This is a genomic window from Cryomorphaceae bacterium 1068 (assembly GCA_027214385.1).
Classification (GTDB): domain Bacteria; phylum Bacteroidota; class Bacteroidia; order Flavobacteriales_D; family Cryomorphaceae; genus JAKVAV01.
This window is the reverse complement of the sequence record JAPVXR010000001.1, coordinates 45482-65113: the sequence shown is the minus strand read 5'-3', so window position 1 is coordinate 65113 and position 19632 is coordinate 45482. Positions and strand designations below refer to the sequence as shown.

At 44.5% G+C, this 19632-nt stretch carries 12 protein-coding genes; 8 read left to right on the top strand and 4 right to left on the bottom strand.

Features of this window, described 5'->3' with window-relative positions:
* Nucleotides 1-90 precede the first annotated feature (90 nt).
* Nucleotides 91-2703: a T9SS type A sorting domain-containing protein gene (locus tag O3Q51_00230; protein ID MCZ4407214.1), complete on the top strand. Its 2613-nt coding sequence runs from the start codon at nucleotides 91-93 to the stop codon at nucleotides 2701-2703.
* A 342-nt stretch (nucleotides 2704-3045) separates the two neighbouring features.
* On the top strand, nucleotides 3046-6954 hold the full coding sequence (locus O3Q51_00225; GenBank protein ID MCZ4407213.1) for a T9SS type A sorting domain-containing protein: 3909 nt from the start codon (nucleotides 3046-3048) through the stop codon (nucleotides 6952-6954).
* A gap of 92 nt (nucleotides 6955-7046) precedes the next feature.
* On the opposite strand, the gene O3Q51_00220 is transcribed toward O3Q51_00225, so the two are convergent.
* The gene (locus tag O3Q51_00220; protein ID MCZ4407212.1) at nucleotides 7047-7796 is read right to left on the bottom strand and encodes a DUF2490 domain-containing protein; all 750 of its coding nucleotides are present in this window, start codon (nucleotides 7794-7796) and stop codon (nucleotides 7047-7049) included.
* Nucleotides 7797-7852: 56 nt separating this feature from the next.
* The gene (locus O3Q51_00215) at nucleotides 7853-8668 is read right to left on the bottom strand and encodes a hypothetical protein (protein MCZ4407211.1); all 816 of its coding nucleotides are present in this window, start codon (nucleotides 8666-8668) and stop codon (nucleotides 7853-7855) included.
* Nucleotides 8669-8900: 232 nt separating this feature from the next.
* On the opposite strand from O3Q51_00215, the gene O3Q51_00210 reads away from it, so the two are divergent.
* The 6 genes from O3Q51_00210 to O3Q51_00185 all read left to right on the top strand — a co-directional run bounded on the left by O3Q51_00210 (nucleotide 8901) and on the right by O3Q51_00185 (nucleotide 17672).
* Nucleotides 8901-10352, top strand: coding sequence for a cation:proton antiporter (locus O3Q51_00210; GenBank protein MCZ4407210.1), 1452 nt, complete (start codon nucleotides 8901-8903; stop codon nucleotides 10350-10352).
* Between the two features lie 91 nt (nucleotides 10353-10443).
* A complete protein-coding gene (locus O3Q51_00205) occupies nucleotides 10444-11460 on the top strand; it encodes an HAD family hydrolase (GenBank protein MCZ4407209.1) in 1017 nt (338 codons plus the stop codon).
* The gene (locus O3Q51_00200; GenBank protein ID MCZ4407208.1) at nucleotides 11453-12541 is read left to right on the top strand and encodes a formylglycine-generating enzyme family protein; all 1089 of its coding nucleotides are present in this window, start codon (nucleotides 11453-11455) and stop codon (nucleotides 12539-12541) included. Before O3Q51_00205 ends, O3Q51_00200 begins: the two co-directional genes overlap by 8 nt.
* Nucleotides 12538-13071 carry a hypothetical protein gene (locus O3Q51_00195; GenBank protein MCZ4407207.1) on the top strand — a complete coding sequence of 178 codons (534 nt, stop codon included), beginning with the start codon at nucleotides 12538-12540 and terminating at the stop codon, nucleotides 13069-13071. Before O3Q51_00200 ends, O3Q51_00195 begins: the two co-directional genes overlap by 4 nt.
* Before the next feature lie 164 nt (nucleotides 13072-13235).
* Nucleotides 13236-16637, top strand: coding sequence for a methylmalonyl-CoA mutase family protein (locus O3Q51_00190; protein MCZ4407206.1), 3402 nt, complete (start codon nucleotides 13236-13238; stop codon nucleotides 16635-16637).
* A 282-nt stretch (nucleotides 16638-16919) separates the two neighbouring features.
* Nucleotides 16920-17672 carry a glucose 1-dehydrogenase gene (locus O3Q51_00185; GenBank protein ID MCZ4407205.1) on the top strand — a complete coding sequence of 251 codons (753 nt, stop codon included), beginning with the start codon at nucleotides 16920-16922 and terminating at the stop codon, nucleotides 17670-17672.
* A 42-nt stretch (nucleotides 17673-17714) separates the two neighbouring features.
* Here the strand turns inward: O3Q51_00185 and O3Q51_00180 are convergent, their stop codons facing one another.
* Both O3Q51_00180 and O3Q51_00175 read right to left on the bottom strand, forming a co-directional pair.
* Entirely contained in the window at nucleotides 17715-18308 is a 594-nt protein-coding gene (locus tag O3Q51_00180; protein ID MCZ4407204.1) for a DNA-3-methyladenine glycosylase 2 family protein, read from the bottom strand.
* Between the two features lie 7 nt (nucleotides 18309-18315).
* Nucleotides 18316-19560: an ABC transporter permease gene (locus tag O3Q51_00175; GenBank protein ID MCZ4407203.1), complete on the bottom strand. Its 1245-nt coding sequence runs from the start codon at nucleotides 19558-19560 to the stop codon at nucleotides 18316-18318.
* Nucleotides 19561-19632: the final 72 nt, after the last annotated feature.

The following is a 19632-nucleotide window of genomic DNA, read 5'->3' as shown; positions in this document are numbered from 1 at the left end:
AGAGCTTTCCCCGAGAACTATGTTCAAACCACACAGCCAATGAATTAAAGCTTTTTCCAATCAATTTTAACACAAACAAAATCAATTATTATGAAAATTAAATCACTATTATCAGCGATGCTGCTTCTTGTAGCAGCTATAAGCTGGGCGCAGAACGATAACTGCAACGGTACTCTTACCGACAATATCGAAATGGACGGAGGTACTCCATTTGTTAATGGATACACCTACAGTTTCTTTACGGTAGGAGATGAAGTAACTGCCACATTTGAATTGCTTGATCCGGCTGTTGGCCTGGTTGGTTTTTATCAGACTCTCAACCCGGACTTTGTTGAAGTAGGACCTGTGTTTCCTGAACCTGGAACACAGATTATGACTGAGACATTCTCAGGATTCAGCAATGGAGATGAATTCAGAATGAGAATTCAGTTCAATTTTGCGGGAGGATTTTCGAGAGGTGATACCATTACTTACATCGTGGGAGATAACTGCGGTATAGAGCCACCTCAGCCATTGGCATTGCCCATTGATTTCGAAAATTCAGCAGTAGACTATGCTTTTGAAAACTTCGCAGGTGGGGTATCAACGGTAATTCCTAACCCTGATGTATCAGGTGAAAACACAAGTGCTACTGTAGCCGAAATGGTAAAAGAAACAGGAGAAGTTTTTGGTGGAAGTGTACTTGTACTGGATGACCCAATTGATTTTTCCGAAAACAAGCTCTTTAGAATGAAAGTACGTTCTCCTCGCGTAGGGGCTCGAGTTCTGCTTAAAGTTGAGAATGCCGGTAACCCTGGAATCTTTTTTGAAAAAGAAGATACCTCTACGGTTGCGAATGCTTGGGAAACACTTGAGTTTGACTACAATGGAATCAACGTTGCTAACGAGTATTCAAGAATCGTATTGATCTGGGATCTTGGTGTAGTTGGTGATGGATCTGCGAACTTTACTTTCCAATATGATGACATCGAACTCGTAATGGGTGGAATGGTTACTCCCCAGGTTACTCTTCCGATTGACTTCGAAAGTGAAACATTGGATTACGGTTTGACTGATTTCGGAGGAACTGTCTCTTCGATCGTTGCTGATCCGGAAGATGCAGGAAACACCGTAGTTCAAACAATCAGAACAGCAGGTGCTGCAGTTTTTGCGGGAACGACAGTTGGCCAGCCTTTGGGGCTTGAAGAGCCTATTCCATTTGACTTCGACAATACAGGAATGAAAGCCAGAGTATGGTCTCCTGAAGCAGGTGTTATCGTGAAACTCAAAGTAGAGCAAGTTGGAAATCCGGGAATCTTTGTAGAACAAGATGTACTTACATCGACTAGTGGCGCTTGGGAAACTTTGGAATTTAATTTTGCTACTCCTGTAGCAGGTGGATTGAACTTAGATCTTGATTACAATTTAGTTACTATCTTCTTCAACTTCGGAGCAGACCCGGGTACCACACCTGAGCAGACTTACTTCTTCGATGACATAGACTTTGCTCCAGGTGTCGGAGGATTTATTCCTGTTGAACTTCCTATTGATTTTGATACACCTGATGTGACTTTTGGTTTGATCGATTTTGGTGGAAACGTTTCTACTATCATTCCTGATCCGGAAGATGCCGGAAACAACGTCGTACAATCAGTACGAACGGAAGGAGCTGACTTCTTTGCCGGAACAACAGTTCCAGCCGGTGGATTGACTGACCGCATTCCATTTGAAGCAGGAAGTACTACTATGAGTGTGAGAGTTTGGTCTCCTGAAGTAGGAGTGCCTGTGCGCATGAAACTTGAATCAACGAACACTCCCGGGTTAGTAGCTGAAAAAGAAATAGCTACTACTACCTCAGGACAATGGGAAACGATCGAATTCGACTTCAGTGTTGATGCTTTGGTCGCCGTTGATGTAAATGCAGATTACAATGTTGTGAGCCTTTTCTTCAACTTTGACGTTGATCAAGTGAATCCTGCTCCTGAGCAGACTTATCTTTGGGATGACATCGCATTTGGAAGTGTTATAGCTCCATGTCAAAATCCTTATCCACAGGTTGACTTCAATAGCTTGAATGGTGTTATTCTTCCCAACGGAAAACTCAGATTTGAGTGGGAGCCTATCGCAGGACAAATCGGATGTCAGATTAATATCGTCGTAGGTGACGGACCTCAACAAGCAACTAAAGTTGTAGGGGGTGCAAACGCAAGTTCATTTACAGCGCCTGTGGGCCAATTGGTTCCATTTACTACTTATAACTTCAGAGTAAGATGTGGTTGTCAGCAAAGCCCGATTATCGCAGGAGCCTACACGGCATTTGCACCGGTATTCTACTTTCCTCCGGGAATCACTGAGGAAACGGGAGAAGCATATGCTGACACTCCACTTTCTCAAGTACAGGGTGATGCACAATGGAACAATACGAATCTTAGTTCAGACGCAATCGGCGATCTATTCGCGATGAAAACTTCTGAATCTTGGGTACGTGTAGCTCCAAATCCTGCACAAGACAATGTAAACTTGTCTTACAACTCTTTGGAAGAAGGAACAGGATTGATCCAAGTATTCGATGCTCAAGGAAAACTAGCCTTAGAAAGAGTAGTTACTTTCAATGAAGGTCTGAACAATGTTAACCTTAACTTGAATGAACTTGGAAACGGAATCTACGTGGTAGAAGTTCTAAAAGGTGAAAGCCGCGAGTCAGTAAGACTTTTAGTGCAGTAGTAGTAAAAGAGAGGGTTAGTGCATGTCGCTAATCATTTTTTTGGTTTGAAAAGGAGTGATGTAGGTTTTCCTATATCACTCCTATTTTAACTAAATTTAGTGTGATCATCAGACGGTAAAAATTGTCTGATTGCTGTTATTGACTTTGAGTTAAACCCTACAGATACTGTCATCAGCGAAAATAGTCCAATGAGTGAACGAGTAATTTCTCGTAAACATGTATTAGACAAAGCAGCAGAAACAATTAAGACACAATAGAATTCTCCCCAAGAACTATTGTTCAAAAAGAACAGCCAGTGAAATAAATAATTAAATCCAATCAATCTTTTAAAATCAAATCTCATGAAAATTAGATCATTACTATCAGCGATGTTGCTCCTTGTGGCATCATTCAGCTGGGCCCAGAACACAGAGTGTTCCGGAACACTAACCGCAAATAATGCCATCGACGGGGGAACCCCATTCGTCAATGGCTACAATTACAACTTTTCCACAAGTGGCGGAGTTGTAACTGCTACTTTCGAACTACTTGACCCACAGATAGGTTTAGTAGGTATTTTCCAAACGTTCAACCCTGATTTTTCCGAAACAACAGTTGTGGCAATGGGTGGTTCGCAAGAAGTAAGCGCAGACTTTCCAGGTTTCACCGATGGAGATACATTTACGTGCAGAATCCAATGGAATTTTGCGGGTGGATTTTCCAGAGGTGAGGAATTGACCTATACTGTAGGAGAAAACTGTGGTATCATACCTCCCGATCCGGTGGTATTGCCGGTTGATTTCGAATCAACGACAGCAGATTATGCCTTTGAAAACTTCGCAGGTGGATTTTCTTCTGTAATTCCGAACCCTACTCCTTCGGGAATAAACACAAGTGCTACCGTAGCGCAAATGGTAAAAGGGCCAGGAGATGTCTTTGGTGGAAGTGTCCTTCCATTGGATAGCCCTATCGACTTTTCAGAGAATAAACTTTTCAAAATGAAAGTTTACTCTCCAAGATCTGGCGCACGTGTGCTTCTAAAGGTTGAAAATGCAAGTAATTCCGGGATCTTCTTCGAGAAGGAAGACACATCAACAGTTGCAAACGAATGGGAAACACTTGAATTTGATTTCAGTGCAATCAATACAGGCAACGAGTATTCCAGAATCGTTTTGATTTGGGACCTTGGTGTAGTGGGTGATGGAACACCAAACTTCACTTTCCAGTTTGACGACATCGAGCTTGTGATGAGTGATATTGAGCCTCCTTCACAAGTCGCTCTTCCGATTGACTTTGAAGATGAAACGTTGGATTACGGTTTGACTGATTTCGGAGGAACTGTCTCTTCGATCGTTGCTGATCCGGAGGATGCCGGAAATACCGCTGTTCAGACAATCAGAACAGCAGGTGCTGCAGTTTTTGCAGGAACTACAGTTGGCCAGCCCTTGGGGCTTGAAGAGCCTATTCCGTTTGACTTTGACAATACAGGAATGTCTGCAAGAGTGTGGTCACCTGAAGCAGGTGTTATCGTGAAACTTAAAATAGAACAAGTTGGAAACCCTGGAATATTTGTAGAAAAAGATGTTCTTACCACGACTAGTGGTGCTTGGGAAACGTTGGAATTTGACTTTGCTCAGCCGACAGCCGGTAGTTTGAATTTGGATTTAGTTTACAACTTGCCAACGATCTTCTTCAATTTCGGAGCTGATCCCGGTCTTACACCCGAACAGACGTACTTCTGGGATGATGTGGACTTCGCGCCAGGCGTAGGAGGATTCATTCCTACCGCACTTCCTATCGATTTTGATACACCGGATGTAACTTTTGGTTTGATTGATTTTGGTGGAAACGAATCTACCATCATTCCTGATCCTGAAGATGCAGGAAACAATGTAGTTCAGTCCATTCGTACGGAAGGTGCTGCATTCTTTGCGGGGACTACGGTTCCGGCTGGTGGATTAACCAATCGCATTCCATTTGAAGCAGGTGAAACGACTATGAGTGTGAGAGTGTGGTCTCCTGAAGTGGGAATTCCCGTTCGCATGAAACTCGAGGCAACAGGATCACCGGGATTGGTAGCTGAGAAAGAGCTCACAACTACAACTTCAGGAGAATGGGAAACCATCTTTTTTGACTTTAGTGTTGATGCGCTTGTTCCTGTTGACGTAAATGCTGATTTCAACATCGTAAGTCTTTTCTTCAACTTTAATGTTGACCAGGTAAACCCAGCTCCTGAGCAGATTTACCTTTGGGATGATGTAGCCTTTGGAGGTATACCTTCTTCTGATTGTCTGAATGACGCTGCTTTCGGTAGCGCTGACATTAGCGTTGAAGGACCGAACGGTCAGTTGATCACTATCTCTACCTGTTCTTACGAAGAAGAGTATTCTACCATTACAGGAGTTCCTGTAGGAGAAGACATCGAATTCACTCTTGATGCAGATGGCGATGGAGGGTACATCACTGTGCGCAGTGATTCAGCAACTGGTCCTATCGTAGCGGAAGGCCCTAGTCCATTGACGGTAGCAAGCGCAAGCGGTGCTGATCTCTATCCTCACTGGAATACGGACGACTCGTGTGGCACTCTTGCTGAATGTGTTGTAACAACAGTTCAGTGTGTTTCTTGCGAAACTGAATGTCCTGATGGAAACATCGGTGATGCTTGCGATGATGGTGACGAGAATACCGTTGGAGATGTGATTGGTGAAGACTGCGTTTGTGCAGGTCAGCCGCTTACGGGTGACTGTTTGAATGAAGATGCTTTCGGTTCTGCTGATTTAAGTACTGAAGCAAATAATCTGGTAACAATCAGCACTTGTTCATTCCAAACTGAGTATTCTACGATTACCGGAGTTTCTGCGGGTGAAGACATTGAGTTTTCTATTGTAGAAGGAGGTTACATTACAGTAAGATCTGACTCTGCAAACGGAGCTGTTGTAGCTCAAGGAACGTCTCCGGTTACGGTATCAGGTGCAAGTGGTTCAGACCTCTTTGCACACTGGAATACAGACGCAGCTTGTGGTCAAGCTACAGATTGTGTTGAAACAACCGTTCAATGCCTCACTTGCGGTACTGACTGTCCTGATGGAAACATTGGTGACCCTTGTGACGATGGAGACCCATTGACAGAAGGAGAGACGATCCAAGAAGACTGTTCTTGTGGTGGTGGCATAGTAGTGCCAGCTAATGACAACTGCGAAGGAGCGACTGATATTGCTTGCGGAACTACAATCGAAGGCACTACAGTAGGCGCCAGCGCTACGGAAGGCCTAAATAATCTTTGTAACGGTTTTGCATCGACTACTCCTGAAGATGTATGGTATACATTCCAAGCTAACGGTTCTGACAATTATACAGTAACTGTTTTACCTGCTGAAGGGTCTCTAATTGATGGAGTCCTTTTTATCTACTCCGGAGATTGTGGAAGCTTAACGGAAGTCGCTTGTTCAGACACTGGTTTAAGTGCTGGTTCCGGAGAAGGTATAACTTTGGAAGCTCCTGCTGCAGGAACTTACTATGTACGCACATTCGCCTATTTTGACGCTGGTGACATCACCGTTTCTCTAGACTGCGAGTCTGGTTGTGCAAATCCATTCCCTGCTGTTGATCAATCGAGCCTTACGTCGACTGTGCTTCCGAATGGAAAACTTCGTTTTGAATGGGAGCCAGTACCAGGACAAATTGGTTGCCAGATCAATATCGTTGTTGGAACAGGACCTCAGCAAGCCACTGTCGTAAGAGCAGGAGCTTCAGCGAGTTCATTTACGGCTCCTCTAGGTCAGCTAGTTCCATTTACCACGTACAACTTTAGAGTAAGATGTGGATGTTCACAAGGCCCACTTGTTGTAGGACCTTACACTAACTACGCTCAAGCATTCTATGCTCCGCCAGTGATCACTGAAGAAATGGGTACGGGTTATACTGACACCCCTCTTTCTCAAGTTGATCCTGATGCACAATGGAATAACAGCAATCTCAGCGAAAATATCGTTGGCCAATTATTCGATATGGCATCTTCCGGATCTTGGGTACGTGTAGCTCCAAACCCTGCACAGGATAATGTAAGCTTGTCTTACAACTCATTGTCTGAAGGACAAGCCTTCATCCGAGTATTTGATGCACAAGGAAAACTAGCCTTTGAGAAAGCAATCACTTTCAATAAAGGCTTCAACAATGTTAACCTGAACTTGAATGAACTTGGAAACGGCATCTACGTGGTAGAAGTGCTGAAAGGTGAAAGCCGTGAGTCAGTAAGACTTTTAATGCAGTAGTAGTGAAAGAAAGGATAAGTGCAAGTCACTAATCCTCTTTTTGGTTTGAATAAGAGCGACGTCGGTAATTCGGCGTCGCTTTTTTTTAACCTTCAGTTTGTGCTTCTCTTCAAATAGACCCGCAACCTCAATACGAGTTGATCAGTGGTAAATTCATCACCGAAAACATCACGTGAGCGCTGCCATATAAATAGGAGCGAATAGCTCCAACCTTTTTTCAGCAATTGACCAAATCCTGCGCTTATACGGCTATCATTGAACCGGCGTGAATCCGTCCGGCTTTGAAAGGTTTCAAAATATTCCGCCCCAGCGAGTAATTTCACATTACCAATTTTTGAAGTCACATTGAAATAATTGGTTTCTACCCCTAAACGGTAACGCAATCTATTCTCAAAATTCGAATCGTTCTCGGGAGCATCTTCAAATCGATCTTCGAAGTAAAAACGCTCTTCGTTGCGCAGTCGATGTGTAAAGTAGATGCGATCCAATCGCGGCCACGTAGCTTGAACTTGCTGAGCTAGCCTAAATTCAAAAAGATCAGAAGTACCTGAACGAAACGTTTGGAAACCCGCTATCGCAGCATTTAAACTGATATCCTTATTCACCTTAAAGCTTGCCGAAGGACGCAGATAGATGGTGCTAAACTCATCTGATGTCAAGATACCTCTCGTTCCACCATCGCCGCCAAAAGTCCACTTAGGTGAAGCGATGTACGAGTAATTGAAATCAACCCAAGAGTTGAAGTCTTGATCTTTTTGACCACTCAATTTTTGAGTTGAGAAAAAGAATAGACCCATCAAAAGAAAGGGATAAAGAACCGCTCGGTAAATCAAATCATTCATCGGAGTATTCGAGGGTCTTTTCCAAAACGAATTTGGGCAGTAAAATAAGAGCATGCTTAAAACCTCGCCGACAAAAACAAATTGCCTCCACTAAAGTCGAACAAAACGCGTCCCTCAAAATCATTGCTTAAAGGAAAATCCTCTACAACGTACTGTGAAGTCGAATAAGCTGCACCAACTCCTACATTTTTAAGAATAAAATACTCCAATGAGGCCCTTGTTTCAAGAACATTAATAGTAAGATCTTCAACACTCAGTGCAAAATATTCTATGCTATATCTGGCCAATAGACGATCTGTAAGGTAACCCGAACCATGAAGACCAAAGAGTACTGAAGGAGCGATAACACTGGAAGATTCGCCATACTCCGACCCATTGAAGGTGGCGTCTGCTTTGACCACAAATTCAGCTGCCCGAAGCCCGAAGGAGACACCCGCATTCCAATTGGGATGGTTGAAGAATGAGTACCTCCAAGTGAGCGCGTAATAATTGACATCAAATTTTAAATCTAACCGGGCCCCGATGTAGAAACTTGTATCACCGATTTCTATATCTCGGTCTATTTCAAGGCTGCTATTGCGAGACATGTTTTCAAATGCCAAAACGAATTGCGAGCGATTCTTCACTCTCACAACGGCTTGTGCATAAAACACGGCAATGCGCTCATCAAAATTAAAGTCATCTTCTAACCCCAGATCAGTTCCCAATCCATTTTTTGAATCCACTCTAAGCGAAGTCGTCAAATTGGGGAAAAACAAACCTACACTGGCATATGCACGGGTAGATACGGTATCTCCCTCAGGGCTGATATAGCCCTGTCCGTTAAGACTTGCCGAAAAAATCAGCAGAACGAAGAAAAATAAAAATCTCATGGGCGAAAGATAGCCTCTTTTACTATTTTACCGTGCAAATGATTGCTGTAAAGAGGTAAATTCTTTCTTCTGACTAATTCTACCAAAAATGAGTGAGGCCAAACAAAGACGCCTCGAATTTAAAGTATACCTAGTCCGAGAAGTTCACACCTCAGTACAGCGAGAAAATTTAAGATTTTCTTAATAGGTTAGTCGATTCCCATTCAAATAATCTTGACTTATATTGCAAACGATGCGCATTAAGTCGGTTCTCCTTTTTGTAATGGCGATTTGTTCCATTACGCTATTTGCTTCGGGTGATACTTCAGGAGCAGATTCGGGTCATCATGATCCTTTCGCTCGTGTCTTCGAATTCTTTTTCCTCATCTTATTCTTAGCCTTGATCGGTCGATTCGCTTCGAAAAAGCTGAATCAGTCGGCAGTTTTGGGAGAACTACTGATAGGAATTATCGCCGGAGCCATTTTATATCCATTGGATACTCCGGTACTCACGGTATTCCGAAACTTTGAAGTGATTGAAGAAGTAGGGCGAATGGTTACCCAAGAGAATGTCAACTATACCGCCGCCATTGATATCATTTTGACCGACGCAGATCTAAAACCTGAAGCTGCCTCAAAATTACGCAACTTGTTTATAGAGCCCGATTTGAGGGAGTATCTCATCATCGCTAATTCAATCCGATTTATATCGAGTTTAGGGATCATCCTCCTTCTATTTATGGTCGGTTTGGAGATCAGCATCAGCGATATGAAGAAAAGCGGACGCAATTCCTTCATCGTTGCCGTATTGGGTGTTATTCTGCCATTCGCTTTTGGATATTTTGTTAGCCTTTGGCTATTGCCACAACTAGATGATGGCGCTCATATTTTCGTCGCTGCTACATTGTGTGCCACAAGCATTGGAATCACAGCTCGAGTTTTCAAAGACCTGCACAAGTTGTATCTACCCGAAGCCAAAATTGTATTGGGTGCGGCCGTACTGGACGATATACTGGGACTTATTATTCTGGCAGTAGTCACAGGTGTTGTTACCACAGGTGCCATAAGCGTTTCTGAGGTCATTATCATATTCGTAAAAGCAATCGTATTTTTTGCTGCCATTTTATGGTTTGGATCCGCCTTATTGAAGAGAACCGTCAAACTCTTTGCTCGTTTTGATCGCGCCCAAGTAAAACTTCTTTATCCCTTTGCTTTGCTCATGATCTGCGCTTATTTGGCAGATTTGGTTGGGCTCGCGACAATAGTCGGAGCATTTGCAGCCGGACTGATCATACGCGAAGAGGCATTTCAATTGAGTGATACTATTGGTATTAGTTCAAAGGAATCTCTTGAAGTGATTCTAACACCTCTCGAAGGTATTTTCGCTCCTGTTTTCTTCGTGGTCATGGGTCTACAAGTCGACACTTCACTGCTTTTTACTTGGGATGTACTTATGTTAGGAGGAATTCTGACAGTTGCAGCTATTTTGGGTAAATGGCTTGCAGGATTGCCTCTGCGGAAAGGTTTAAACAAAAATGTCATCGGATTTGGTATGGTTCCCCGCGGGGAGGTTGGTTTAATATTCGCCGGAATAGGAAAAAGCATTGGCGTCTTGGACAACAAGCTGTTTGCAGCCGTAATTCTAGTCGTTCTCCTTACTACAGTCATCACCCCGCCTATCTTGGTAAAGCTTTTGAAAAAATAGCTTGCGCAAAGAATTAGCTCTGCTACCGAAGGACTATTTAGTAAAATGAAAGGCTATCTTTGGAAGTTGAAAGACTTTAAAAATCACTCTTATGTTGAACAGAATTACCTGCGTTACCCTCCTCTGCACATTGCTTTTTAGTTGTGCCAATACAGAGAACAAAACGGAAGAAGAAGGAACAAAATCAAGTTTCGTAGAATCCTCCTCGGTTCTGCTTTCTTGGAATGATGATGAAACACGCGATCGCCTCATCTCTTTCGTTACAAATAGTGTAGACTCTTCTCATGCAGACTTCCTCAAAACAGAGGACCGCATAGCCGTTTTTGACAATGACGGCACCCTCTGGGCTGAACAGCCTTATTATTTTCAACTGGCATACGCCATGGATCAGGCCAAGTTTATGGCCACGGACCATCCTGAATGGATGGAAGATGAAACGATGAAAGCCGCAGCAGAAGGAGACATAAAGGGCGTTTTAGCTGAAGGTGAAAGGGGACTCATAAAAGTGGTCATGTCGACGCACGCAGGGATGACTGAAACGGAGTTTGCCAATTCCGTAAAAGCTTGGGCGGATACTGCTACTAACCCTTTAACCGGAAAAAGATATGTCGAAATGATCTACGAGCCGATGCTCGAACTCCTCGACTATTTGAGAGAGAACGAATTCAAAACATACATCGTGAGTGGAGGGGGCGTAGCTTTTATGCGAGCAGCCCTATTGGACACGTATGGAATTCCTGCTGAGCAAATTATTGGATCGACGATCAAAAGAGAATTTGTAGATGGTGAAATCGTTCGGATGCCCGAAATCGAATTCATTGACGATAAAGAAGGTAAAGCCGTGAACATCGAAAGAATCATCGGCAAGATTCCGGCTATTGCTTTTGGAAACAGTGACGGCGACTTAGCCATGCTTCAATATACCGCAAGTGGCGGATCGAACAGGCTCATGGGATACGTTCACCATACCGATAGCATTCGCGAATATGCCTATGATAGAGACTCCCATATTGGACGATTGGACAAAGGATTGGATGAAGCCATAGAAAAAAATTGGCTAGTCGTAGACATGGCTGAAGACTGGAAAACCATTTATCCGAATGACTAAAATTTATCCGAAGTACATTCTTTGCCTGACCATATTGGTTGCATCAGTTTCCTGTTCCGAACCTGCTCCGGATCAATCCCCAGAAGTGAAGGTAGCCGAAGTTGAGTCACCCCAAAAAACGGTGAATACAGACGGGATGGTCTGGATAGAAGGTGGAGTCTACGTCATGGGTAGCGATGGAGACTACGCCGAAAACCACGAAGGTCCCGAAGTCACGGTGGAAGTGTCTGGGTTTTACATCGACACCAAAGAAGTCACCAACGGGCAATACCGCAAATTTGCGGAAGAGACAGGCTATATCACCCTTGCAGAGAAAGATGTGGACTGGGATCAAATTTCCAAAGAGTTGCCTGCCGGCACTCCCAAACCTGCAGATAGTTTACTGGCCGCAGGGTCGCTTGTTTTTACTCCTCCCTCAGGCCCTGTTCCGTTTGACGATATCAGGCGATGGTGGCGATGGCAAGAAGGTGCCAATTGGCGGCACCCGTACGGTCCCGACTCAGACCTGAAGGGCAAAGATGATCACCCTGTTGTTCACATAGCTTATGAAGACGCTGTCGCTTATTGCGATTGGGCGGGAAAAAGACTGCCCACGGAGGCGGAGTGGGAGTTTGCTGCAAGAGGTGAATCCGGTGATTCCCAATTTCAATGGGGCGAAGAGTTGACACCCGACGGAAAATACTTGGCCAACTTTTTTCAAGGGGAGTTCCCTTACGAATTGAGAGCTGAAGATGGGTTTGAGTATTCGGCTCCGGTTGGAACCTTTCCACCAAACTCTTATGGACTTTACGACATGATTGGGAATGTATGGGAATGGACTTCAGACTACTACCGACCCGACATAAAAAAGCAATACGTTGCCATGAATGTGCAAGTATGCCGCGATCCGCGCGGGCCTTCTACCAGCTATGACCCAAATGATCCTTACGCCACGGAAAAACGTGTTATAAAAGGAGGGTCGTTTCTCTGCAGCGAACAGTACTGCGCAAATTATCGTCCCACCTCTCGCATGGCTACCAGCTTTGACTCAGGTCAAAATCACTTGGGGTTTCGGTGTGTTATGGATAAGGTCGAACTATGATTCGGACCATCTTAATACTCATATTCAGTCTAACAGCATCGACTGGTTTTAGTCAAGAAACAGAAGGCAACTCGGAGGAAAAAGAAAGAAGGCACCGCATTACTTTCATGCCGAGTCATACCTATGTAAAAGTTGATGTTGACAATAAGCAGAAGTGGAAGTCTTTCGCTTCTTACGGACTGAATTATGACTACTGGATTAAAGAAAACATCGCTATTGGGCTGCATACAGACTTGGTCGGGGCATCGTTTGCAGTGACTCGCTTCGATGACAAACAAATCCTTGAACGAAAAAGACCGGTAGCAGTCATCGGTGTTTTTCTCTACAAACTTAAGTTCGGCTTAACTCCTGTAGTAGGTTTAGGTGTAGAAATTGATGACGAAGATCAGCTGGCACTCCTTCAACTGGGATTGGAATACGGAGTTGAATTCGGAAAGGGCTGGGAAGTTGGTGCTAATGCCACCTTCGATGCGAAAGTAGAAGTGTACGACTCCATTACTTTCGGCTTATCCCTTTCGAAAAAGCTTTAGGAAGGAATGGTTCTGGTTTTCGGGACTTATAAATAGGCGGTAAACAGCTCATAAAGGTTTCTTTGGCGATGAGCGGGCACAAAGAGCCTGAAAAACCCGACTGATCTTCGTATTTTTGCGGCTCTAAACGCTATGTCGGTTAGAAAACCACCAACTCGAAGATTATGGAAACCATTGCTCCTTATAAGCCCAAGAACAAGGTTAGAATAGTAACCGCTGCTTCGCTATTTGACGGCCATGATGCTGCTATCAACATTATGCGTCGCATTATTCAATCGACTGGTTGCGAAGTGATACACCTCGGTCACGACCGCAGTGTAGAAGAAGTCGTGAACACCGCGATTCAAGAAGATGCTCAGGCCATTGCCATGACCTCTTACCAAGGAGGACACAATGAATACTTCAAGTACATGTATGACCTTTTGAAGGAGAAAGGTGCGGGTCACATCAAGATTTTCGGTGGTGGCGGAGGAACCATTCTTCCTGAAGAAATCGCCGAACTTCAAGCATATGGCATCACCCGCGTGTACCATCCCGATGATGGCCGCAAGATGGGCCTCCAAGGAATGATCAACGACATGGTTGAGAAGTCTGATTTTCCAACGGGCCAGAATCTGAACGGAGAAGTAAAAGCGTTTAAAAGCAAGGACAAGCTCAGCATAGCTCGAATGATTTCGGCAGCTGAGAATTACCCCGACTCTTTTAAAGAAGAACTTGGACGGATCAAGGAAATTGCCAAAAAAGTCGACACTCCGATTCTTGGAATTACAGGAACAGGAGGAGCAGGAAAGTCATCATTGGTAGATGAGCTGATCCGACGATTTTTGGTTGATTTTGAAGAGAAAACGCTGGCCATCGTATCCGTAGATCCTTCTAAGAGAAAGACAGGAGGAGCCCTTTTGGGAGATCGAATCCGAATGAATTCGGTGAATAACGATCGTGTCTACATGCGGTCTTTGGCTACTCGCCAAAGCAATCTGGCGTTAAGCAAACACGTGGCCGATGCGCTATCTATTCTTAAGGCGGCCGAGTTTGACCTCATCATTTTAGAGACCTCCGGAATCGGTCAAAGCGATACCGAAATACTCGATCACAGCGATGTATCCCTATACGTAATGACTCCCGAATATGGAGCGGCCACTCAACTGGAAAAGATCGACATGCTCGATTTTGCCGACCTCATCGCCCTGAACAAATTTGACAAACGCGGGGCACTCGATGCGCTTCGCGATGTGAAAAAGCAATACAAGCGCAACCATCAACTTTGGGAAACTCCAGACGAAGAACTTCCCGTACACGGAACAATCGCATCGCAATTCAACGATCCGGGAATGAATGCGCTCTACCGATCGGTGATGACGAAAATCACTGAAGAGACCAAAGCTGATCTGCAAACGACCTTTGGTGTTTCCAGCGAAATGTCGGAGAAGATTTACATCATTCCGCCAAACCGAACTAGGTACCTGTCGGAGATTTCTGAAAACAACCGAGGCTATGACAGTCGCGCAAATCAACAAGCCGATACGGCCGATAAACTTTACAGCTTAGCTCAATCACTGCTCTTGATGGGCGGCCCTAACAAACTAAATGGTGAATCAATAGCTTCAGATGCCGACGAACTGGTGAAGCAATTGGACGAGCGATTTGAAACCATCAAAAAGGATCTGGACCCCCACAATTGGGATACAATCGTAGGGTGGAACGACATGAAAGAAAGCTACAAAGCTGACGAGTTTGTCTTCAAGGTGCGCGACAAGGAAATCCGTGTTCCCACACATACCGAATCCCTTTCTCACTCTAAAATACCCAAAATCGTTACGCCTAAATACCGCAGTTGGGGAGATATCCTAAGATGGACTTTGCAAGAAAACGTGCCGGGCTCATTTCCCTACACTGCAGGAATTTATCCTTTCAAGCGGGTGGGCGAAGATCCGACCAGAATGTTTGCGGGTGAAGGTGGCCCCGAAAGAACGAATCGTCGTTTTCACTACGTAAGTGTAGGAATGCCAGCAGCTCGTTTGAGTACGGCCTTCGATTCTGTGACCCTTTACGGAAATGATCCCGATCATCGCCCAGACATCTATGGTAAAATTGGAAACTCCGGGGTAAGCATTTGTTGTCTCGATGATGCCAAAAAGCTCTACTCGGGATTTAATCTCTGTGATCCGACCACTTCCGTGAGTATGACCATCAACGGCCCTGCCCCAATGCTACTAGGCTTCTTCATGAATGCCGCCATCGATCAGCAATGTGAGATTTACATCAAAGAAAACGGCCTGGAGAAAGAAGTAGAAAAAAAGATTAATGCCAAGTACAAAGAATTAGGTTTTCCACGCCCCGAGTACCACGGCGAATTACCCGAAACCAATGATGGCTTAGGCCTGATGCTTTTGGGAATAACGGGAGATGAAGTTTTGCCGACTGATGTTTATAATGACATCAAAGCCCGCACGCTTAACGTTGTTCGTGGAACTGTTCAAGCCGATATTCTAAAGGAAGATCAAGCGCAGAACACGTGTATTTTTTCAACAGAATTTGCCTTGAGACTGATGGGTGATGTGCAGCAATATTTCATCGATCAGCAAATCAGAAATTTCTACAGTGTTTCTATCTCCGGATATCATATTGCCGAGGCAGGAGCCAATCCGATTACTCAGCTGGCGTTTACACTGGCCAATGGGTTCACTTACGTGGAATACTACTTGAGTCGAGGAATGGACATCAATAAGTTCGGGCCCAACCTTTCTTTCTTCTTCTCGAACGGAATCGATCCCGAATACGCTGTGATTGGTCGCGTAGCTCGAAAAATTTGGGCGAAAGCCATGAAAGAAAAGTACGGAGCTAACGCCCGTGCGCAAATGCTGAAGTACCATATTCAAACTTCAGGACGCTCGCTTCACGCGCAGGAAATCGACTTCAACGACATACGAACCACGCTTCAGGCACTTTACGCGATTTACGACAACTGCAACTCGCTGCATACGAATGCTTACGATGAGGCGATTACCACTCCAACGGAAGCTTCGGTAAGGCGTGCCATCGCGATCCAGCTTATCATCAACAAGGAATTGGGTTTGACCAAAAACGAAAATCCGATTCAAGGTTCATTCATCATCGAAGAGCTGACCGATTTGGTTGAGGAGGCAGTCTTGACAGAGTTTGACCGCATTACCGAAAGGGGCGGTGTGCTTGGCGCCATGGAGACCATGTACCAGCGTAGTCAGATTCAAGAGGAGAGCATGTACTATGAGACGTTAAAACACAACGGAGAATTGCCCCTTATCGGAGTGAACACTTACTTGAGTAAAAGTGGCTCCCCCACCTTAACTCCGGGAGAGGTAATTCGCGCCACGAATGAGGAAAAAGAAGCGCAGATCAATACGCGCGACATGCTTCATAAACGAAATGCCAATGATGGCCCCTCTGCTTTGAAAAGAGTTCAGGACGCTGCACTCAAAAACGAAAATCTCTTCGAAGCGCTGATGGAAGCCACCAAGGTTTCTTCCTTGGGGCAGATTACCAATGCCCTGTTTGAGGTGGGTGGACAGTACAGGAGGAATATGTAGAACTGGTATTGCGTATAGGGTATTGAGTATTGCGATGGCTGTTAGCTATTAGCTGGTGTTCATTCAGAAATCACACGTTCGCAAGTTCTTTTTGGGTCGCCAATTTCTTTTGGCGAATTTTTGGGTTAATCGGGGTAAAAACACAATTCCACAGTTCGTAGATTTATCTGCACATCAGAACCACCGCACAAAAAGTCATTTTCTTGTAATCCAAATACTTAAGTTCATTACATCGTTAAAAAAAATTCGTACGGTTTTTGCAATTGAAAAGCAAAACTTAACATCATGGACTTAAAAGACAAAGTAGCCATCGTAACCGGTGGCGGATCAGGAATCGGAGAGCACACTGCCAAACTTTTTGCTCGACACGGTGCAAAGGTAGTTGTGAGCGATATCAATGAGGAAGGTGGAAATCGAGTAGTAAGTGAAATCAAAGACAAAGGTGGAGCTGCCTTATTCATGAAGGCCGACACTTCAAACCACGAAGATTCGAAAAAAACCGTGGATGCCGCGTTGAAAGAATTCGGGAAATTGGACATTGCCGTAAATAATGCCGGCGTTGGCGGACCACAGTCTAAGATCGGCGAAACAGATATCGACGAGTGGAACAAAGTTATTGACATCAATCTCAACGGTGTTTTCTACGGAATGCGCTATCAAATTCCCGCGATGCAAAAGAACAATGGAGGTTCGATTATCAATATGGCCTCCATACTTGGCCAAGTCGGTTTTGCCACCAGTGCGGGATACGTATCGGCGAAACACGGAGTAGTCGGTATGACAAAAAACGGTGCCTTGGAATATGCCGCAGAAGGAATTCGCGTGAATGCCATAGGGCCGGGCTTTATCAAAACTCCACTAATCGATGACAATCTTCCCGAAGAAGAGCAAGAGCAACTCAAACAGCTGCACCCGATAGGAAGACTGGGAAAACCCGAAGAAGTGGCAGAACTCTGCCTTTGGTTAGCGGGAGATAAATCCACTTTTGTAAATGGGTCATACTATCCGGTTGACGGCGGATACTTGGCGCAGTGAGACTCGTACGTCGTTGTGCGTAGCGCGTGGCCAAAATAAAAATTAGTCTTGGGCTTTCCAGAGATAGAGACTCGCTATACTGCGGTAGGGAGACCAAATCTCGGCTCGTTGGATGAGCTTTTCGTGTGATTGTTTTTCTCCTTCGAAGATCAGGTTTTCCATTCCGCGTCGTATCCCCAAATCTCCGATCGGGAAAACATCTTCTCGAAGGAGAGTGAACATCAAGAACATTTGAGCCGTCCAGACGCCTATACCCTTAATTTCTGTAAGGGTATTGATGACTTCCTCATCAGGCAATTCATGAAGTTGATTGTACACTTCAGGTTTTCTCGAAAAGGCTTCCGCCAGAGCGTATAAATAGGTAGTCTTTTGACCTGATAGCCCTGCGCTGCGCAATTCTTCTGAAGGAATAGATAATACTTTGGGGGGAGTCATATCGTTTTCCAAGATAAGACTGACGCGCTGAAAGATGGTAGATGCAGCCTTTACCGATAGTTGCTGAGAGACGATACTGTCTATCAATGACTCGAAATTTGCTCGGGGCGGGGGCAGATTAATTGGTCCTGTTTTATTCAGAATGGTTGCGAATTCTGAATCGACATCTTTCAGGTGACTGATGGCCTTTTCGAAATTCATTGATCAATTATTCATACCTCAAGGCATCAATCGGATCCAGAGCAGCCGCTTTCTTTGCCGGATAATAACCACTAACTAAACCCACGAAAAAGCAAAGCACGACTCCGCTTATAATCCAAACCCAAGGAATAATGAAACTACTACCAATGAAATAGGAAATAATATTTCCAACTGAGATCCCTAAGATGATTCCAAGGATTCCCCCTATTTGACCAATGACGATTGCTTCTACCAAGAACTGATTTCGGATGGTACTCGAAGCAGCGCCAATGGCTTTTCTAACACCAATTTCTTTGGTGCGCTCGGTTACAGAAACAAGCATAATATTCATCAAGCCGATTGCAGCACCGAGCAGCGTTATTCCACCGATCAAGGTTGCGATCAATGCGATAATACCTATTTGTTCCAAGACCAGGTTGGCTAAGCTATCGCTCTGTGTTGTTCCAAAAGTACTGTCTTCACCGGGTCTATCCCCCCTGATGTTTCTCATGAGTCCTGTTGCGGCAACTGTTGCCGCGGGAAGTTCTTCTGCCCGACCGGTCTGTACATTGATGACGTAATTGGTATTGGAGCCGCTAAAATTCAATTTGGCATTGTTTAGAGGTATGATCACTTGATTGTCTCCGCTAAAACCTATGCTGTTTCCTTTGCTCCTTAATACGCCGACAACGGTAAATCTCTTGGAGCCAACAAAAATGCTTTGATCCAATGGAAACACCAATCCGTCATTGAACAGTTTTGCTTCGACGTCAGTGCCTATTATAGCAACATTAGCACCATCGACGGCTTCTGTCTCGGTAAAATTTCGACCTAATTCCAATTGATATCCTGCCGTACTCAAGTAATTTTCAGTACCCGCTATGACTTGGACATTCGGATTTGTTTCTTCTGAGCGATGCTTGATAGTGGCTGTGAAACTCACCATAGAAGAGAGCGATACCGTAGCTGGAAATTCGTACCGTTCTAAAAAACTATTGGCCTGATCGTAAGTAATAATCTCGTTCCTGATTTTACGCTCTCCCCTGCTTCTCCCGGAAATATTGCCGGCATTTGAACGAATATTGAAAGTATTGGAACCCATTCGTGAGAAATCGCTCTCAATCTTTGCCTGCAAGGCATCTATAGCCGTCAGTATTCCTACTAAGGCCATGATCCCAACAGCTATAATCAGAGCAGTTAGGGTGGTACGAAGTGCTTGTCCTCGAATGGAGCGCAAGGCAACTTTTATGTTCTCAAAATGTAAATCTTTCAACTTTTGCAGAATCGGGCTAAATAGATGCGATAAAAGTACAAATCGAGCCATCAAAGCTTCAACCGCTCATCA

What these genes read in the sequence shown, in the direction of transcription:
- O3Q51_00190 (MCZ4407206.1), top strand. Translation starts at nt 13,236, where the DNA reads ATGGAAACCATTGCTCCTTATAAGCCCAAGAACAAGGTTAGAATAGTA.
- O3Q51_00230 (MCZ4407214.1), top strand. Translation starts at nt 91, where the DNA reads ATGAAAATTAAATCACTATTATCAGCGATGCTGCTTCTTGTAGCAGCT.
- O3Q51_00220 (MCZ4407212.1), bottom strand. Translation starts at nt 7,796, where the DNA reads ATGAATGATTTGATTTACCGAGCGGTTCTTTATCCCTTTCTTTTGATG.
- O3Q51_00200 (MCZ4407208.1), top strand. Translation starts at nt 11,453, where the DNA reads ATGACTAAAATTTATCCGAAGTACATTCTTTGCCTGACCATATTGGTT.
- O3Q51_00225 (MCZ4407213.1), top strand. Translation starts at nt 3,046, where the DNA reads ATGAAAATTAGATCATTACTATCAGCGATGTTGCTCCTTGTGGCATCA.
- O3Q51_00215 (MCZ4407211.1), bottom strand. Translation starts at nt 8,668, where the DNA reads ATGAGATTTTTATTTTTCTTCGTTCTGCTGATTTTTTCGGCAAGTCTT.
- O3Q51_00180 (MCZ4407204.1), bottom strand. Translation starts at nt 18,308, where the DNA reads ATGAATTTCGAAAAGGCCATCAGTCACCTGAAAGATGTCGATTCAGAA.
- O3Q51_00195 (MCZ4407207.1), top strand. Translation starts at nt 12,538, where the DNA reads ATGATTCGGACCATCTTAATACTCATATTCAGTCTAACAGCATCGACT.
- O3Q51_00205 (MCZ4407209.1), top strand. Translation starts at nt 10,444, where the DNA reads ATGTTGAACAGAATTACCTGCGTTACCCTCCTCTGCACATTGCTTTTT.
- O3Q51_00210 (MCZ4407210.1), top strand. Translation starts at nt 8,901, where the DNA reads ATGCGCATTAAGTCGGTTCTCCTTTTTGTAATGGCGATTTGTTCCATT.